This is a genomic window from Pseudomonas sp. B1-22 (genome assembly GCF_050474425.1).
In the GTDB taxonomy this organism is placed as follows: Bacteria; Pseudomonadota; Gammaproteobacteria; order Pseudomonadales; family Pseudomonadaceae; genus Pseudomonas.
Genome location: NZ_JBCHVH010000001.1, coordinates 742,568 through 756,807 on the forward strand (window position 1 = coordinate 742,568; position 14,240 = coordinate 756,807).

At 66.1% G+C, this 14,240-nt stretch carries 14 protein-coding genes; 8 read left to right on the plus strand and 6 right to left on the minus strand.

The genetic code is table 11. The annotated features are described in order from the left end of the window. Positions 1-107 precede the first annotated feature (107 nt). The 3 genes from ACQ5BL_RS03515 to ACQ5BL_RS03525 form a co-directional block, all read right to left on the minus strand. Positions 108-518, minus strand: coding sequence for a PA2817 family protein (locus ACQ5BL_RS03515; RefSeq protein ID WP_243805006.1), 411 nt, complete (start codon positions 516-518; stop codon positions 108-110). A gap of 65 nt (positions 519-583) precedes the next feature. After that, entirely contained in the window at positions 584-1,024 is a 441-nt protein-coding gene (locus ACQ5BL_RS03520) for a PA2816 family glutamine-rich protein (RefSeq protein WP_243805005.1), read from the minus strand. A 127-nt stretch (positions 1,025-1,151) separates the two neighbouring features. Further along, positions 1,152-3,587: an acyl-CoA dehydrogenase gene (locus tag ACQ5BL_RS03525; protein ID WP_243805004.1), complete on the minus strand. Its 2,436-nt coding sequence runs from the start codon at positions 3,585-3,587 to the stop codon at positions 1,152-1,154. Between the two features lie 232 nt (positions 3,588-3,819). Between ACQ5BL_RS03525 and ACQ5BL_RS03530 the strand changes: the two genes are divergently transcribed. From ACQ5BL_RS03530 to ACQ5BL_RS03545, 4 genes are all read left to right on the plus strand, one after another. Continuing rightward, positions 3,820-4,491, plus strand: a complete 672-nt coding sequence (locus tag ACQ5BL_RS03530) for a transglutaminase-like domain-containing protein (protein ID WP_243805003.1) — start codon at positions 3,820-3,822, stop codon at positions 4,489-4,491. A 115-nt stretch (positions 4,492-4,606) separates the two neighbouring features. Beyond that, a complete protein-coding gene (locus tag ACQ5BL_RS03535) occupies positions 4,607-5,224 on the plus strand; it encodes a glutathione S-transferase (protein WP_243805002.1) in 618 nt (205 codons plus the stop codon). A 105-nt stretch (positions 5,225-5,329) separates the two neighbouring features. Further along, a complete protein-coding gene (locus ACQ5BL_RS03540) occupies positions 5,330-6,262 on the plus strand; it encodes an ABC transporter ATP-binding protein (protein WP_207886458.1) in 933 nt (310 codons plus the stop codon). Continuing rightward, positions 6,259-7,038 carry an ABC transporter permease gene (locus tag ACQ5BL_RS03545; protein WP_207886459.1) on the plus strand — a complete coding sequence of 260 codons (780 nt, stop codon included), beginning with the start codon at positions 6,259-6,261 and terminating at the stop codon, positions 7,036-7,038. The genes ACQ5BL_RS03540 and ACQ5BL_RS03545 overlap by 4 nt, the downstream gene beginning before the upstream one ends. Positions 7,039-7,303: 265 nt before the next feature. Here the strand turns inward: ACQ5BL_RS03545 and ACQ5BL_RS03550 are convergent, their stop codons facing one another. Both ACQ5BL_RS03550 and ACQ5BL_RS03555 read right to left on the minus strand, forming a co-directional pair. Continuing rightward, entirely contained in the window at positions 7,304-8,620 is a 1,317-nt protein-coding gene (locus tag ACQ5BL_RS03550; protein WP_243805001.1) for a heavy metal sensor histidine kinase, read from the minus strand. Next, entirely contained in the window at positions 8,614-9,297 is a 684-nt protein-coding gene (locus tag ACQ5BL_RS03555; RefSeq protein ID WP_243805000.1) for a heavy metal response regulator transcription factor, read from the minus strand. Before ACQ5BL_RS03555 ends, ACQ5BL_RS03550 begins: the two co-directional genes overlap by 7 nt. 262 nt (positions 9,298-9,559) lie before the next feature. Here ACQ5BL_RS03555 and ACQ5BL_RS03560 point away from each other — a divergent pair, with 262 nt between their 5' ends. The 4 genes from ACQ5BL_RS03560 (at position 9,560) to queF (ending at position 13,878) form a co-directional block, all read left to right on the plus strand. Then, the gene (locus ACQ5BL_RS03560; protein ID WP_243804999.1) at positions 9,560-10,111 is read left to right on the plus strand and encodes a cupredoxin domain-containing protein; all 552 of its coding nucleotides are present in this window, start codon (positions 9,560-9,562) and stop codon (positions 10,109-10,111) included. 15 nt (positions 10,112-10,126) lie between these two features. Continuing rightward, on the plus strand, positions 10,127-11,836 hold the full coding sequence (locus ACQ5BL_RS03565; RefSeq protein ID WP_243804998.1) for a copper resistance system multicopper oxidase: 1,710 nt from the start codon (positions 10,127-10,129) through the stop codon (positions 11,834-11,836). A gap of 9 nt (positions 11,837-11,845) precedes the next feature. Further along, a complete protein-coding gene (locus ACQ5BL_RS03570) occupies positions 11,846-12,553 on the plus strand; it encodes a copper resistance protein B (RefSeq protein WP_243804997.1) in 708 nt (235 codons plus the stop codon). Positions 12,554-13,047: 494 nt separating this feature from the next. Further along, complete coding sequence (queF, locus tag ACQ5BL_RS03575) at positions 13,048-13,878, plus strand: NADPH-dependent 7-cyano-7-deazaguanine reductase QueF (RefSeq protein ID WP_207886465.1); 831 nt, start codon at positions 13,048-13,050, stop codon at positions 13,876-13,878. 64 nt (positions 13,879-13,942) lie between these two features. Here the strand turns inward: queF and ACQ5BL_RS03580 are convergent, their stop codons facing one another. Beyond that, positions 13,943-14,206: a DUF4404 family protein gene (locus tag ACQ5BL_RS03580; RefSeq protein ID WP_207886466.1), complete on the minus strand. Its 264-nt coding sequence runs from the start codon at positions 14,204-14,206 to the stop codon at positions 13,943-13,945. Positions 14,207-14,240 lie beyond the last annotated feature (34 nt).

Sequence of the window (14,240 nt, forward strand, 5' to 3'; positions counted from 1 at the left end):
CGATTGTGAATCAGAACAGGGCACCGGAGGCCATGGTTACCGGAAGCGTCTTATCGTCGCCCATAAAAAAGCCCGCATCGTGCGGGCTTTTTTATATCCGGTCGGCGTCAGTGCTTGGGCGTATCGTCCGGCAGGGCGAGCAGCTGCTTCTCGCGGTTCCAGTCGAAGGGCTCGCCGTTCTCTTCGGCTTCGAAGCGGCGCTCGTCGAGCTGCTGGTACATCTGCAGTTCTTCGTCGGGCATGAAGTGCAGGCAGTCGCCACCGAAGAACCACAGCAGGTCGCGCGGGACCAGGTGGGCGATCTGCGGGTAGCGGTGGAAGACCTGGCTGATCAGGTCCTGACCCAGGTACTGGGCGCCTTCCGGGTCGCGCGGCAGTTCGGCCATCAGCTCGTCGAAGCGCTCGAGGAACAGGCCGTGGTTGTCTTCCGGCACCTGCTCGGCTTCGCCCAGGGCGCCGAGGATCATGCGCAGGTGGTTGAGCAGGGCAAGGTGGTGGTCGAGATAGGCGTTGGCCATGGTGCTTCCTCTGGAACAGCGTTGAAACGGTTGCGGAGTATATCGGGTTTCACCGGCTCGCCGCGCTAGGGGCGGAACGGTCGCGACTGGATCTGCCGGCGGCGGTTGTCGATCTGCATCTGCTGCTGGTCGAGCAGGCGTTGCTGTTGCTGCAATTGTTGTTGCTGAAGCTCGATCTTCTGCCGCTGGATCATCTGGTCGCTCTGCTGGCGTTGCATGTCGCGCAGGCGCTGGCTGTCCTTCTGGCGCTGGAGGTCGTCCTGCTGGCGCTGGAGACTGTCCTGCTGGATTTCCAGGCGCTGGCTTTCGTACTGCAGGCGCTGGCGGTCCTGCTCGTATTGGCGCATCTCGCGTTGCAGGCGCAGGTCGTTCTGCTGTTGCTGGATGGGGTCGATGACCGGCGTGGGGGGCGCAACCGGCTGCGGCCGGCTGGGGTAGAGCCAGGGGTCTGCCTGGGCGGCGCTGGCGAGCAGTAGCGTCAGCAGCAGGGGAAGGCTTGGGTGCATGGGGCGTTCTCCATGACGGGAATAGGTCCAGTGTGCACCCTGTGATCACAGGTGGCACTGCTGTGCGTCGGCAAAGCCGCAAAAGGAAAGGGCGCCCGCAGGCGCCCTCGAACCCGTGGCGGGTGCTTCAGCCGGCCTTGTTGCCCAGCTCCTCCTGGGCGAAGTCGTCCACGTCGATCACGGCGCGGCGTGCCCGCTCGGCTTCATGCAGGGCTTCGGCCTCGCTGCCTTCGAGCACACCGGCATCGCGTGCGGCGTCGATGGGCGACTGGCCGGCGGCAGGGCTGACCCGGCCATCGCGCAGCGCCTGGCGCAGTTTTTCCTGCAGCGGGGCCACTGCGGTGAGGTGCTCGTAGGCAACGCCGAGCTTGCCGACCGGGTCCTGCGGGTCGCCGGGCAGGAAGGCGCCAGCGAGGATGGCTTGCAGCGCCGGGTCCTGCAGCGGAGCGCCAAGGATGGCGGCGATCTCGGCGTCGAGCTTGTCGCCCGGGCCGCGATGGCGGCGGCCCAGCGGCAGCACCAGCACACGCAGCAGGCAGGCGAAGGGGCGGTTGGGGAAGTTGTCGATCAGGCCGGCCAGCGCCGCCTCGGCTTTCTCCAGGTTTTCCTCCAGCGCCCAGCGCAGCAGCGGTTGCAGGTATTCGGGATTGTCCAGGTCGTGGTAGCGCTTGAGCGCCGCGGAACCCAGATAGAGATGGCTGAGCGCATCGCCCAGGCGCGCCGACAGGCGTTCGCGGCGTTTCAGCTCGCCGCCGAGCAGCATCATGCTGACGTCGGCCAGCAGGGCGAAGGCCGCGGCCAGGCGATTGAGCGCGCGGTAGTACGGGCGGCTGACGCGGTCGCCCGGCACCGGGTCGAAGCTGCCCAGGCCAAGGCCCAGCAGCAGGCTGCTGGCGGCGTTGCTGACGGCGAAGCCGACATGGCTCAGCAGCAGCTCATCGAATTCGCGCTCGGCCTGATCCTGGTCATCACGGCGTGCCAGCTCCATTTCCCTGAGCACGTATGGATGGCAGCGGATCGCGCCCTGGCCGAAGATCATCAGGTTGCGCGAGAGGATGTTGGCGCCCTCGACGGTGATGAAGATCGGCGCCGACTGCCAGGCGCGCCCCAGGTAGTTGTTCGGGCCCATGATGATGCCCTTGCCGCCATGGATATCCATGGCATGACCAATGCACTCGCGGCCGCGCTCGGTGAGGTGGTATTTGAGGATGGCTGAGAGCACCGAGGGTTTCTGGCCCAGGTCCACCGCACTGGCGGTGAGGATGCGCGCGCTGTCCATCATCCAGGCGTTGCCGCCGAGGCGCGCCAGGGCTTCCTGGATGCCCTCGAAGGCTGCCAGCGGCACGTTGAACTGCTCGCGGATGTGCGCGTAGCGGCCGCTGACGTAGCTGCCGGTCTTGGCCACGCTGGTGCCCACCGCCGGCAGGGAGATGGAGCGGCCCACCGACAGGCAGTTCATCAGCATCATCCAGCCTTTGCCGATCATCGATTCCCCGCCAATGATGGCGTCCAGCGGCACGAACACGTCCTTGCCCGAATTCGGCCCGTTCATGAAGGCCGCACCCAGCGGCACGTGGCGGCGGCCGATCTGCACACCGGGGGTGTCGGTGGGGATCAGCGCCAGGGTGATGCCCAGGTCCTCTTCCTCGCCCAGCAGGTGGTCCGGGTCATGGCACTTGAAGGCCAGACCGAGGAGCGTGGCCACCGGGCCGAGGGTGATGTAGCGCTTTTCCCAGTTCAGGCGCAGGCCGAGCACTTCCTCGCCGTTCCACTGGCCCTTGCAGACGATGCCGGTGTCGGTCATGCCGCCGGCGTCGGAACCGGCCTGCGGGCTGGTGAGGGCGAAGCAGGGGATTTCCTCGCCGGTCGCCAGGCGCGGCAGGTAGCGCTGGCGCTGCTCGTCGGTGCCGTAGTGCAGCAGCAGTTCGGCCGGGCCCAGGGAGTTGGGCACCATCACGGTGGAGGCGAGGTCGCCGCTGCGGCTGGCGAGCTTCATCACCACCTGGGAGTGGGCGAGGGCGGAGAAGCCCTTGCCGCCATATTCCTTCGGGATGATCAGGCCGAAGAAACCCTGTGCCTTGATGAAGGCCCAGGCTTCGGGCGGCAGGTCCATGCGCTGGGCGATGTCATGGTCGCTGACCATGGCGCAGAGCTGCTCGGTGGGGCCGTCGACGAAGGCCTGTTCCTCCTCGGTCAATTGCGCCCGGGGATAGCCGAGCAGGGTGCTCCAGTCCGGGCGGCCGCTGAACAGCTGGCCGTCCCACCACACGGTGCCGGCTTCGATGGCTTCGCGCTCGGTGTCCGACATCGGCGGCAGGGTCTGCTTGAACCAGGCGAACAGCCGCGAGGTGAACAGGCTGCGGCGCAGGTCGGCGGCGAGCACGGTCATCGCCACCACCGCCCAGAGCAGCCAGAACAGCACCATCCAGCCGTGGGCATGGCTGAACAGGCTCATCAGCACCAGGTAGACGGCGGTGATTCCGAGCGCCTTGAGCGGCGCGGCACGGCGGTGCGCGAGCCAGGCGACGCCGAGAATCAGGACGAGCAACCAGATGAACAGCATGGGGATTCCTCCATGACAGTCCGCCGCGACGGCAACAGGCCGCGGCGGGCTTGGTGACGAAAGGGGCGCGGGCAGGGGAGCCGGCCTGCCGCAATGTTCCGCAAGCTTAGACCGCCGAGCATGACCATTGGCCGCATGGCCGGACAGCTTGGCCGGATCGCCGTGCCTGCCGGGCGCGCCCGCTGGTTAGACTGGCCGGGCCATCAACGACAGGGATCGCGGAGACAGCGCCATGCAGGATTACTTGAAGCCCAGCCGCTTCGTGGATAGTGACCACCCTGGGGTGATCGAGTTCGCGGAAAATCACCGGGGCCAGGGCGGCACCCCGCTGGAGCAGGCGGTGGCGCTCTACTACGCGGTGCGTGACGGGATTCGCTACAACCCCTACGTGTTCAGCCTCGACCCACAGACGCTCAAGGGCAGCCACGCACTGCAGGCCGGGCAGTCCTACTGCGTACCCAAGGCCACGCTGCTGGCGGCCTGTGCCCGGCATTGCGGGATTCCCGCGCGGATCGGCCTGGCCGACGTGAAGAATCACCTGGCCACGCCGCGCCTGCTGGAGATGCTGCGCAGCGAGGTGTTCGCCATGCACGGCTACACCGAACTCTTCCTCGAAGGGCGCTGGGTCAAGGCCACGCCGGCCTTCGATATCGGCCTGTGCGAGGCGTTCGGCGTGTTGCCGCTGGAGTTCGACGGCCGCACCGACAGCGTGTTCCACCCGTTCAATCGTGACGGCGAACGGCACATGGAATACCTGCGCGACCACGGTCAGTTCGCCGACGTGCCGGAGGAATTCTTCTTCGGCTACCTGCAGCAGTGCTACCCGCACTTGTTCGCTGGCGGCGAGACCCCGCTGGCCGGCGATCTGCGCGCCGAAGCGGCGAAGCATGAACGCAGTCGATAGTCATCATCAGTGCAGACGCCTTTTTTCCTGGCGCCCAAGCCGGTAGGGTGCCGTCATCCGAAATCGCGCCCGGACGGCGCGTGACAAACGATGACGACAACAAGAGAGGCGCAGCATGCTCAAGATCTGGGGCCGGAAGAATTCCTCCAACGTGCGCAAGGCGCTCTGGTGCGCGGAGGAGGCGGGCCTGGCGTACGAACGGATCGACGCCGGTGGCGCCTTCGGCCTGGTCAACGAGGCACCGTACCGCGCCCTGAACCCCAATGGCGTGGTGCCGACCCTGGACGACGACGGCTTCATCCTCTGGGAGTCCAACACCATCGTCCGCTACCTGGCCGCGCGCTACGCGCCGGACCTGTACCCGCAGGACCTGCAGGTCCGCGCCAGCGCGGAAAAGTGGATGGACTGGGCCACCTCGTCCTTCGCCGCGCCGTTCCGCACCGTGTTCTGGGGCACCCTGCGCACCCCGCCGGAGCAGCGCGACGCCGCCGCCATCCAGACCGCCATCGATACCTGCGTGAGCCTTCTGGCGATCCCCGAGGCGACGCTGGCGAAACAGCCGTACCTCACCGGCGAACAATTCGGCATGGGTGACATTCCGCTGGGCAGCTTCATCTATGCTTGGTTCGAAATGCCCATCGAGCGCCCGGCGCAGCCGCATCTCAAAGCCTGGTACGAACGCCTGAAGGCGCGCCCGGCCTACCGCGACGCCGTGATGACCGACCTGACCTGAACGCTTGCGCGTGCCCCGGAGGTTGCAATCCTCGCCGCGTGCCCTTATCAAGCAGGCCTTTTTCAAAGACATGCGTCTTTCCACCGACTTGCAACGGGAATACCCATGAGTTCCGCGCTGTCCATCCGTCAACTGACGAAGACCTACGGCAACGGCTTCCAGGCCCTCAAGGGCATCGATCTGGACGTCGCCGAAGGCGATTTCTTCGCCCTGCTGGGCCCCAACGGCGCCGGCAAATCCACCACCATCGGCATCCTCTCCACCCTGGTGAACAAGACCAGCGGTACGGTCAACGTGTTCGGCCATGATCTGGACAAGGACCCCTACGGTTTGAAGCGCTGCCTGGGCGTGGTGCCCCAGGAATTCAACTTCAACCAGTTCGAGAAGGTGTTCGACATCGTCGTCACCCAGGCCGGCTACTACGGCATCCCGATGAGCGTGGCCAAGGGGCGCGCCGAGAAGTACCTGACCCAGCTGGGCCTGTGGGACAAGCGCAATTCCGCCTCCCGCGAACTCTCCGGCGGCATGAAGCGCCGCCTGATGATCGCCCGCGCGCTGGTGCACGAGCCGCGCCTGTTGATCCTCGACGAACCCACCGCCGGTGTGGACATCGAACTGCGCCGCTCGATGTGGAACTTCCTCACCGAACTCAACGGCGAAGGCATCAGCATCATCCTCACCACGCACTACCTGGAGGAGGCCGAGCAGCTGTGCCGCAACATCGCGATCATCGACCACGGCACCATCGTGGAGAACACCAGCATGCGCAAGCTGCTGAACAAGCTGCACGTGGAAACCTTCTACCTCGACCTGAAGGCCACGCTGGCCGAAGCGCCGAAGCTCGACGGCTACCCCGTGCGCCTGGTGGATGACCACACCCTGGAAGTGCAGGTGGACAAGGCCATGGGCATCAACGGCCTGTTCGCCCAGCTCAACGCCCAGGGCCTGGAAGTGCTGAGCCTGCGCAACAAGAGCAATCGCCTGGAGGAGCTGTTCGTGTCGCTGGTGGAGAAGAATCTGTCGAAGGTGGCCGTATGAGCAGCGAACTGCGCGCCAACTGGGTCGCCCTCAACACCATCGTCTACCGCGAAGTCCGCCGTTTCCTGCGCATCTGGCCACAGACCCTGCTGCCGCCGGCGATCACCATGGTTCTGTACTTCGTCATCTTCGGCAACTTGATCGGCCGGCAGATCGGCGACATGGGCGGCTTCACCTACATGCAGTACATCGTGCCCGGCCTGATCATGATGTCGGTGATCACCAACTCCTACGGCAACGTGGTGTCGAGCTTCTTCGGCAGCAAGTTCCAGCGCAACATCGAGGAGCTGCTGGTGTCGCCGGTGTCGCCGCACACCATCCTCCTGGGCTTCGTCGCCGGCGGCGTGCTGCGCGGGCTGGCGGTGGGCCTGATCGTCACCCTGCTGTCGCTGTTCTTCACCGACCTGCAGGTCCACCACATCGGCATCACCGTGCTGGTGGTGCTGCTGACGGCGGCGATCTTCTCCATGGGCGGCTTCGTCAACGCGGTATTCGCGCGCAACTTCGACGACATCTCGATCATCCCGACCTTCGTGCTGACGCCGTTGACCTACCTGGGCGGGGTGTTCTACTCGATCACCCTGTTGCCGCCGTTCTGGCAGACCGTGTCGCTGGCCAACCCGATCCTGCATATGGTCAATGCCTTCCGTTACGGCATCCTTGGCGTGTCCGACATCCGCATCGGTACGGCGGTGGTCTTCATGCTGGTGGCGACGGTGGTGCTGTATTTCTTCTGCGTGCGCCTGTTGGTGAGCGGGCGGGGGATGCGGCAGTGATGGCCGCGTTCTGCTGATGAAAAAGGCCCCGGTTGGGGCCTTTTTCGTTTCTGACGAACGATGGGGGATCTTGTAGGAGCGGGCCATGCCCGCGATCGCGCGCATGGCGCGCTCCTACAGGTGGAGCATCGTGTGCAGGGGCGGACCTTGTCCGCGAAATCCATGGCCGCGCAATCCGGCGGTCCCGGTGACGGTTGTGAATGGCGCCAACGCCGGCCCTGCCGGCGGATCGCGGGCATGGCCCGCTCCTACAGGGTGATGTCGGTTATTGCGGAAACTCGATGATGAACCGCGTCCACCCATCCGCCGACTCGCAACGAATCTCCCCGCCGTGGGCCCGCACGATCGACCTGCAGATCGCCAGCCCCAACCCGGCATGTTCGCCCTGGCCTTCGCGGCGGGCCGGGTCGGCGCGGTAGAAACGATCGAAAAGGCGCGACAGGCGCTCGGCGGGAATTTCCCGGCCGGGGTTTTCCACGCTCAGGCGCCCAGGCTCCAGACGCACGCGAATCTGCCCGCCCTCCGGCGTAAAGCGTAGGGCGTTGTCCAGCAGATTGGCCAGTACCCGCCGCAGCAGGGCGCGGTCGCCTTGCACCCGCAGTTCGCCGCTGCGCTCCAGGCGAATCGCGTTTTCCTCCGCCAGCGGCCCGTAGAACTCCAGCAACTGGTCCACTTCGGCGGCCAGCTCCAGCGGCTGGCTGCTGGGGGTGAGCAGGCCGTGGTCGGACTTGGCCAGGAACAGCATGTCGTTGACCATGGTCGTCAGTCGTTCCAGTTCCTCCAGATTGCCGTGCAGCGCCTCGCGGTAATCCTCCAGGCCGCGTGAGCGCGACAGCACCACCTGGGTCTGGGTCAGCAGCCCGGTGAGCGGGGTGCGCAGCTCGTGGGCGATATCGGCGGAAAACGCCGACAGCCGCTGGAAGGCTTCCTCCAGCCGCGCCAGCATGGCGTTCAGCTCGCCGGCCAGGCCGCGCAGCTCCTGGGGCATCTGCTCGGCATCCAGGCGGGTGGTCAGTGAGTGCGCCGAGACTTTCGCGGCCACTTCACTCATGCGCCGCAGCGGACGCAGGCTGCTGCGCGCCGCCCAGGCACCGAGCAGCGCGGTGGCCAGCGCCGAGAGGCTCATGGTCAGCCAGATCAGCTGCTGCATGCGTTGCAGGAAGTGCTGGTGGTGGGTGATGTCCAGCACCAGGGTCAGCTGCGGGCCGTTCGGCAGCCGGGCGTCCAGCGGCGCCTGAAGTTCGCGGAAGGCGGGCGGGCTCTCGGGCATGACCATCGCCGGCATCTGCTCGAACCACGGCTGGCCGTCGGCGCCCTTCAGGCGCAGGCCCAGGTCGGGGTGGCGCTCCAGTTCCCGGCGCAGCTCGGCGACATGCGGCTGCAACTGCGTGGGGCTGGTCACGTCGGCGAGGGTGTCGCGGAAGATCGCCAGCTTGCCGGACATTACCTGGAGGTCCAGCTCGACGAAGTGCGCCTCGCTGGCGCGACTGAAAACGATCCCCGCCAGCAGCGAGACGGCGGCGGTGCAGGCGGCGAACAGCAGGCTCAGGCGTACGCCCAGGGAGAGGTGGGCGCTCAGCATGGGTCGCGCTCTTCCAGTACGTAGCCCATGCCGCGCACGGTGTGGATCAGGCGCTGCGGAAACTCGTCGTCGACCTTGGCGCGCAGGCGGCGGATGGCGACCTCGATGACGTTGGTGTCGCTGTCGAAGTTCATGTCCCACACCTGGGAGGCGATCAGCGACTTGGGCAGCACCTCGCCGCTGCGGCGCAGCAGCAGCTCCAGCAGGGCGAACTCCTTGGCGGTCAGGTCGATGCGCTTGCCGGCTCGCTGGACGCGGCGACGCAGCAGGTCCAGCTCCAGGTCGGCCAGTTGCAGGGTGGTTTCCTGCAACTGCTGGCCGCCGCGGCGCAGCAGCGTGCGTACGCGGGCCAGCAGTTCGACGAAGGCGAAGGGCTTCACCAGGTAGTCGTCGGCGCCTTGCTCCAGGCCGCGCACGCGGTCTTCCACCGAGTCGCGCGCGGTGAGGAACAGCACCGGCACCGCGCTGCCGGTCTGGCGCACGGCCTGGAGGATCTGCCAGCCATCGCGGCCGGGCAGCATCACATCGAGGATCAGCAGGTCATGCTCGCCGGAAAGCGCCAGTTGCAGGCCGTCGTCGCCGTCCTGGCAGAGGTCCACGGCGAAGCCGGCTTCGCTCAGGCCCTGCTGCAGGTACTGGCCGATGCGGGGTTCGTCTTCGACGATCAGGAGTTTCATCTCGGGGTATCCATTCATGCGCCAATGGCGCCGCTGTCGACAGGGTAATCACTGTGTCCGCGCGCTGACAGCCGGGGCCGCGCTGACTGCGGGTTCATTCACCGCCCGCCGCCGTTGCCGCCGCCCGGCGGGCTTTCTTCGTCGCCTTTATAAACCGGCCAGCCGGAAAGGGTGCGAAGCTGACAGAACTGTAATCTTCCCGACAGCCAGGCGGCAGGCGCGGAAAGCGAGGATGCGTAAAACCCAATCGAGGAATTGCGATATGTCCCTGCGTCATCTGTTCTGCGCTTCCGCCCTGGCCCTCGCCGCGAGCTTCAGCCTGCCGGTCCTGGCCGACGCCGCACATGGCTTCGACTTCGGCAAGCCAGCCAAGGCCGCCCAGGCCAGCCGTACCGTTGAGATCAAGCTGGGGGACATGTACTTCGAGCCGGACAGCGTCGAGGTCAAGGCCGGCGAAACCGTGCGCTTCGTCATCCGCAACACGGGCAACCTGCTGCACGAATTCAACCTGGGCAGCGCGGCGATGCATGCTGCCCACCAGAAGGAAATGCAGCAGATGATGGACTCCGGGATGCTCACCCCCACCGGCATGCAGCACGACATGAGCAAGATGGACCACAGCAAGATGGGCCACGGCGACATGCCGATGGGCCAGATGATGAAGCACGACGACCCCAACACCGTGCTGGTCGAGCCGGGCAAGACCGCCGAACTGACCTGGACCTTCAGCAAGGCCACCAGCCTGGAGTTCGCCTGCAACATTCCGGGCCACTACCAGGCCGGCATGGTCGGCAAGCTGACCGTCAAGCCCTGAGCCGGGAGAGTTGCGATGATCCGCGCAAGGAGTTGGGCGCTGGGGGCGCTGCTGCTCGCACCACTGGCGGTGCAGGCGGGCGTGTATGAACTGACCATTGGCGAGGGCGAGCTGAAGCTTTCCGACGGGGCGCGCAAGGCGCTCACGGTGAATGGCCGGACGCCCGCGCCGGAGTTGCGCTTCAAGGAGGGCGAGGACGTCGAGCTGCGCGTCACCAACACCCTCGACCGCGATACCTCGCTGCACTGGCACGGGCTGATCCTGCCCTATACCCAGGATGGCGTGCCGGGCATCAGCTTCCCCGGCATCAAGCCCGGCCAGACCTTCACCTACCGCTTCACGGTGAAGCAGTCCGGCACCTACTGGTACCACGCCCACAGCGATTTCCAGGAAATCGAAGGGCTCTACGGACCGCTGGTGATCGAACCGAAAGCGCGCGAGCCGTACCGCTATGATCGCGAGTACACCCTGCTGCTGGCCGACTGGCACGATACGAAGCCGGAAACCGTGTTCGCCAACCTGAAGAAGCAGAGCGACTACTACAACCGCAACCAGCGCACCCTTGGCGACTTCATCGCCGACTCCAGCGCCAATGGATTCATGGCGACCCTGCGCGACCGGCTGGACTGGGGCGGTATGCGTATGGCGCCGACGGATATCGCCGACATCGCCGGCTTCCGCTTCCTGGTCAACGGCCAGGACCCCGAGCAGAACTGGAGCGGGCTGTTCAAGCCGGGCGAGCGGGTGCGCCTGCGCATCATCAACGGTTCGGGCATGAGCTACTTCGACCTGCGCATCCCCGGCCTGAAGATGACCGTGGTGCAGGCTGACGGCAACGACGTGCAGCCGGTGACGGTGGACGAGTTGCGCATCGCGGTGGCCGAGACCTACGACGTGATCGTGCAGCCGCAGGAAGACCGCGCCTACACCTTCTTCGCCGAGGCCATGGACCGCAGCGGCTACGCCCGTGCCACCCTGGCGCCGCGTGCCGGCATGCAGGGCGAGATTCCGCCGCTGCGCGAACGGCCGCTGCTGACCATGGCGGACATGGGCATGAATCATGAAGGCATGGATCACAGCGGCATGGCGATGCCGGGGCAGGGGGCTGATTCGAAAGCGTCGGGCATGGCCGGGATGGATCACTCCAGCATGGCGGGAATGGATCACTCGAAGATGCAGGGTATGGACCATTCGCAGATGGCTGGCATGGATCATTCGGCCATGGCCGCGCCGAAGTCCGACTACGCTCCCGGCAGCGGCCTGACGCCGCAACCGGCCGAGCCGGGCAACCGCCTGCTGGTCTACGCGGACCTGAAAGCCATGCGCCCCTACGCCGACTACCGCGCCCCTGACCGCACCATCGAGTTCCGCCTGACCGGCAACATGGAGCGCTACTTCTGGTCCATCGACGGCAAGAAGTACTCCGAGGCCGAGCCGGTCCGCCTGACCTACGGCGAGCGGGTACGCATCCGCTTCGTCAACGACACCATGATGACCCACCCCATGCACCTGCACGGCATGTGGATGCAGCTGGACAAGGGCAATGGCCGCTTCAACCCGCTCAAGCACGTGGTCAGCGTGGCGCCGGGCAGCACCCTGGACGTCGATGTGCCCGCCGACGCGCTGGGGGAGTGGGCCTTCCACTGCCACCTGATCTACCACATGGCCGCCGGCATGATGCGCAAGGTCATCGTCGAGCCGGCCCCCGCCAGCGCCAGCCTCTGAGGAACCGCCATGAAACGCATAGCAACGGTGGCCTGCGCGGCGACCCTGGGCCTGGCCTTGCCCGCTGAAAGTGCCGAGATGGACGACATGCCCATGGGCTCGCTGCTGATCCAGCGCCTGGAAAGCCGCTTCCACGGCAACGACCAGGCGCTGGGCTGGGAGGCCCAGGGCTGGTACGGCACCGACTACCAGAAGTTGCGCCTGAAGCTGGAGGGCGAGCGAGACGCTGGTGGCCCGACCACCGACAACGAAATGCAGCTGGTCTACCAGCGCCTGATCGGCGACTTCTGGGACTGGCAGGCGGGCGTGCGCTACGACGACCAGCCAGGGCCGTCGCGTACCTACGCGGTCCTCGGGTTCCAGGGGCTGGCGCCGCAGTGGTTCGAGGTGGACGCCAACCTGTTCCTCAGCGAGCGCGGTGATCCATCGCTGCGGCTGGAGACCGAGTACGAGCTGCTGCTTACCCAGCGGCTGATCCTGCAGCCGTCGCTGGAGTACAACCTGGCGCTGGCCGATGACCGGGACATCGGCGTGGGAGCCGGCGGCAGCGAGTTGGAAGCCGGATTGCGCCTGCGTTACGAGGTGCGCCGGGAGTTCGCGCCCTATGTCGGCTACGTCTGGAACAAGACCTACGGCCGCAGCGGCGACATCGCCCGCGCGGAAGGCGAGGTCGACGAGGAGGGCTACTGGGTCGCGGGTGTGCGGATGTGGTTCTGATGCGCGGTCTCGCTCCCTTAGGAAGGACGGGGGCGCCTCGCCCTTGTCCGCGAAATCCATCGTGCAGAAATCTGATTCCACAGGTGTATACCGAAGCTCAACGCCCCTTGTAGGAGCGAGCTTGCTCGCGAACTGGACTTCCCGGCCGCATCGGAGTTGGGCGGTTCGCGAGCAAGCTCGCTCCTACAGATGCTCATCCTGTCGTGTGGATGCGGTGGCGAGACTTCGCGGACAAGGTCTGCCCCTGCAGGGACATGGAGCACGCTTGCTCTTGTAGGAGCGGACTCTGTCCGCGATTGGCTGGCCGTGCTCCCTGGTTGGCTGGAGCGGCGGTTAAACGATCGCGGACGGAGTCCGCTCCTACGGGAAATCACCTGACGCGGCGGCAGGTGCGGCACCCGGCTCGTCCGCCGCCTGCTGAAAGGACCGGCGAATTTGTATACACTCGCCGCCTCGCGCCACTGCCCGCATCGCCGATCCAGCAGGTCCCTCACATGCACCATCCCGCCGAACACTCGCCGCTGGGCAAATCCAGCGAATACGTCTCCACCTATGCGCCGGAGCTGCTGTTCCCGATCTCCCGCACCACCAAGTGGGCGGAACTGGGCCTGACCGCAGACACCCTGCCGTACCAGGGGGTTGACCTATGGAACTGCTACGAGCTGTCCTGGCTGACGGCCTCGGGCAAGCCGGTGGTGGCCATCGGCGAGTTCGCCATTCCGGCGCAGTCGCCGAACATCATCGAATCCAAGTCCTTCAAGCTCTACCTCAACTCGCTGAACCAGACCGCCTTCGACAGCGCCGATGCCGTGCGCGCGGTGATGGAGCGCGACCTGTCCGCCGCCGCTGGCGCGCAGGTGGGTGTGCGTGTGCGTAGCCTGGATGAGGTGGCGAACGAGGGCGTGGCCGTCATCGAAGGCACCTGCGTCGACGATCTGGACGTCGCGGTAGAGAGCTACGACCATCCGCGCCCGGAGCTGCTGCGCTGCGACGACACCCGCCGTGTCGACGAAGTGCTCTACAGTCACCTGCTGAAATCCAACTGCCCGGTCACCGGCCAGCCGGACTGGGGCACGCTGGTGGTCGAGTACAGCGGCCCGGCGCTGGATGCCGCGAGCCTGCTGGCCTACGTGGTTTCCTTCCGCCAGCACCAGGACTTCCACGAGCAGTGCGTCGAGCGCATCTACCTCGACCTGCAGCGCCTGCTGCAGCCGGCCCATCTGACCGTCTACGCGCGCTATGTGCGCCGTGGTGGATTGGACATCAATCCCTACCGCAGCAGCGCCGCCGTGCAGCCGGACAACCGCCGGCTGGTGCGTCAGTAAAACGCAGATACGAAAAACCCGGCCTTGGCCGGGTTTTTCGTATCTGGAGCTGGGGAAGCAGGACTCAGATGCCCATGTTCGCCAGGCTCTGCATGATCGAGCGCAGCGCCCCGGCCAGGGTCGGGTGGCGCGTCTCGAAGCGCTCCACGGCCAGGTTGATGCTGTCGGTCAGGGTCTCGTCCGCCAGCGCCTCTTCGTTGGCCAGCTGCATCTCGATGTCCTTGATCAGCGCCCGCAGTGCGACGCGGTCTTCCTCGGTCAACGGCGACTGGCGCTCCAGTTGCTCGCGCAGGGCCTGGAGTTCTTGCTGGAGGCGTTGTGTCGGCATGGTGGTGTCCTTCTGCAATACGTACCCAAGATGG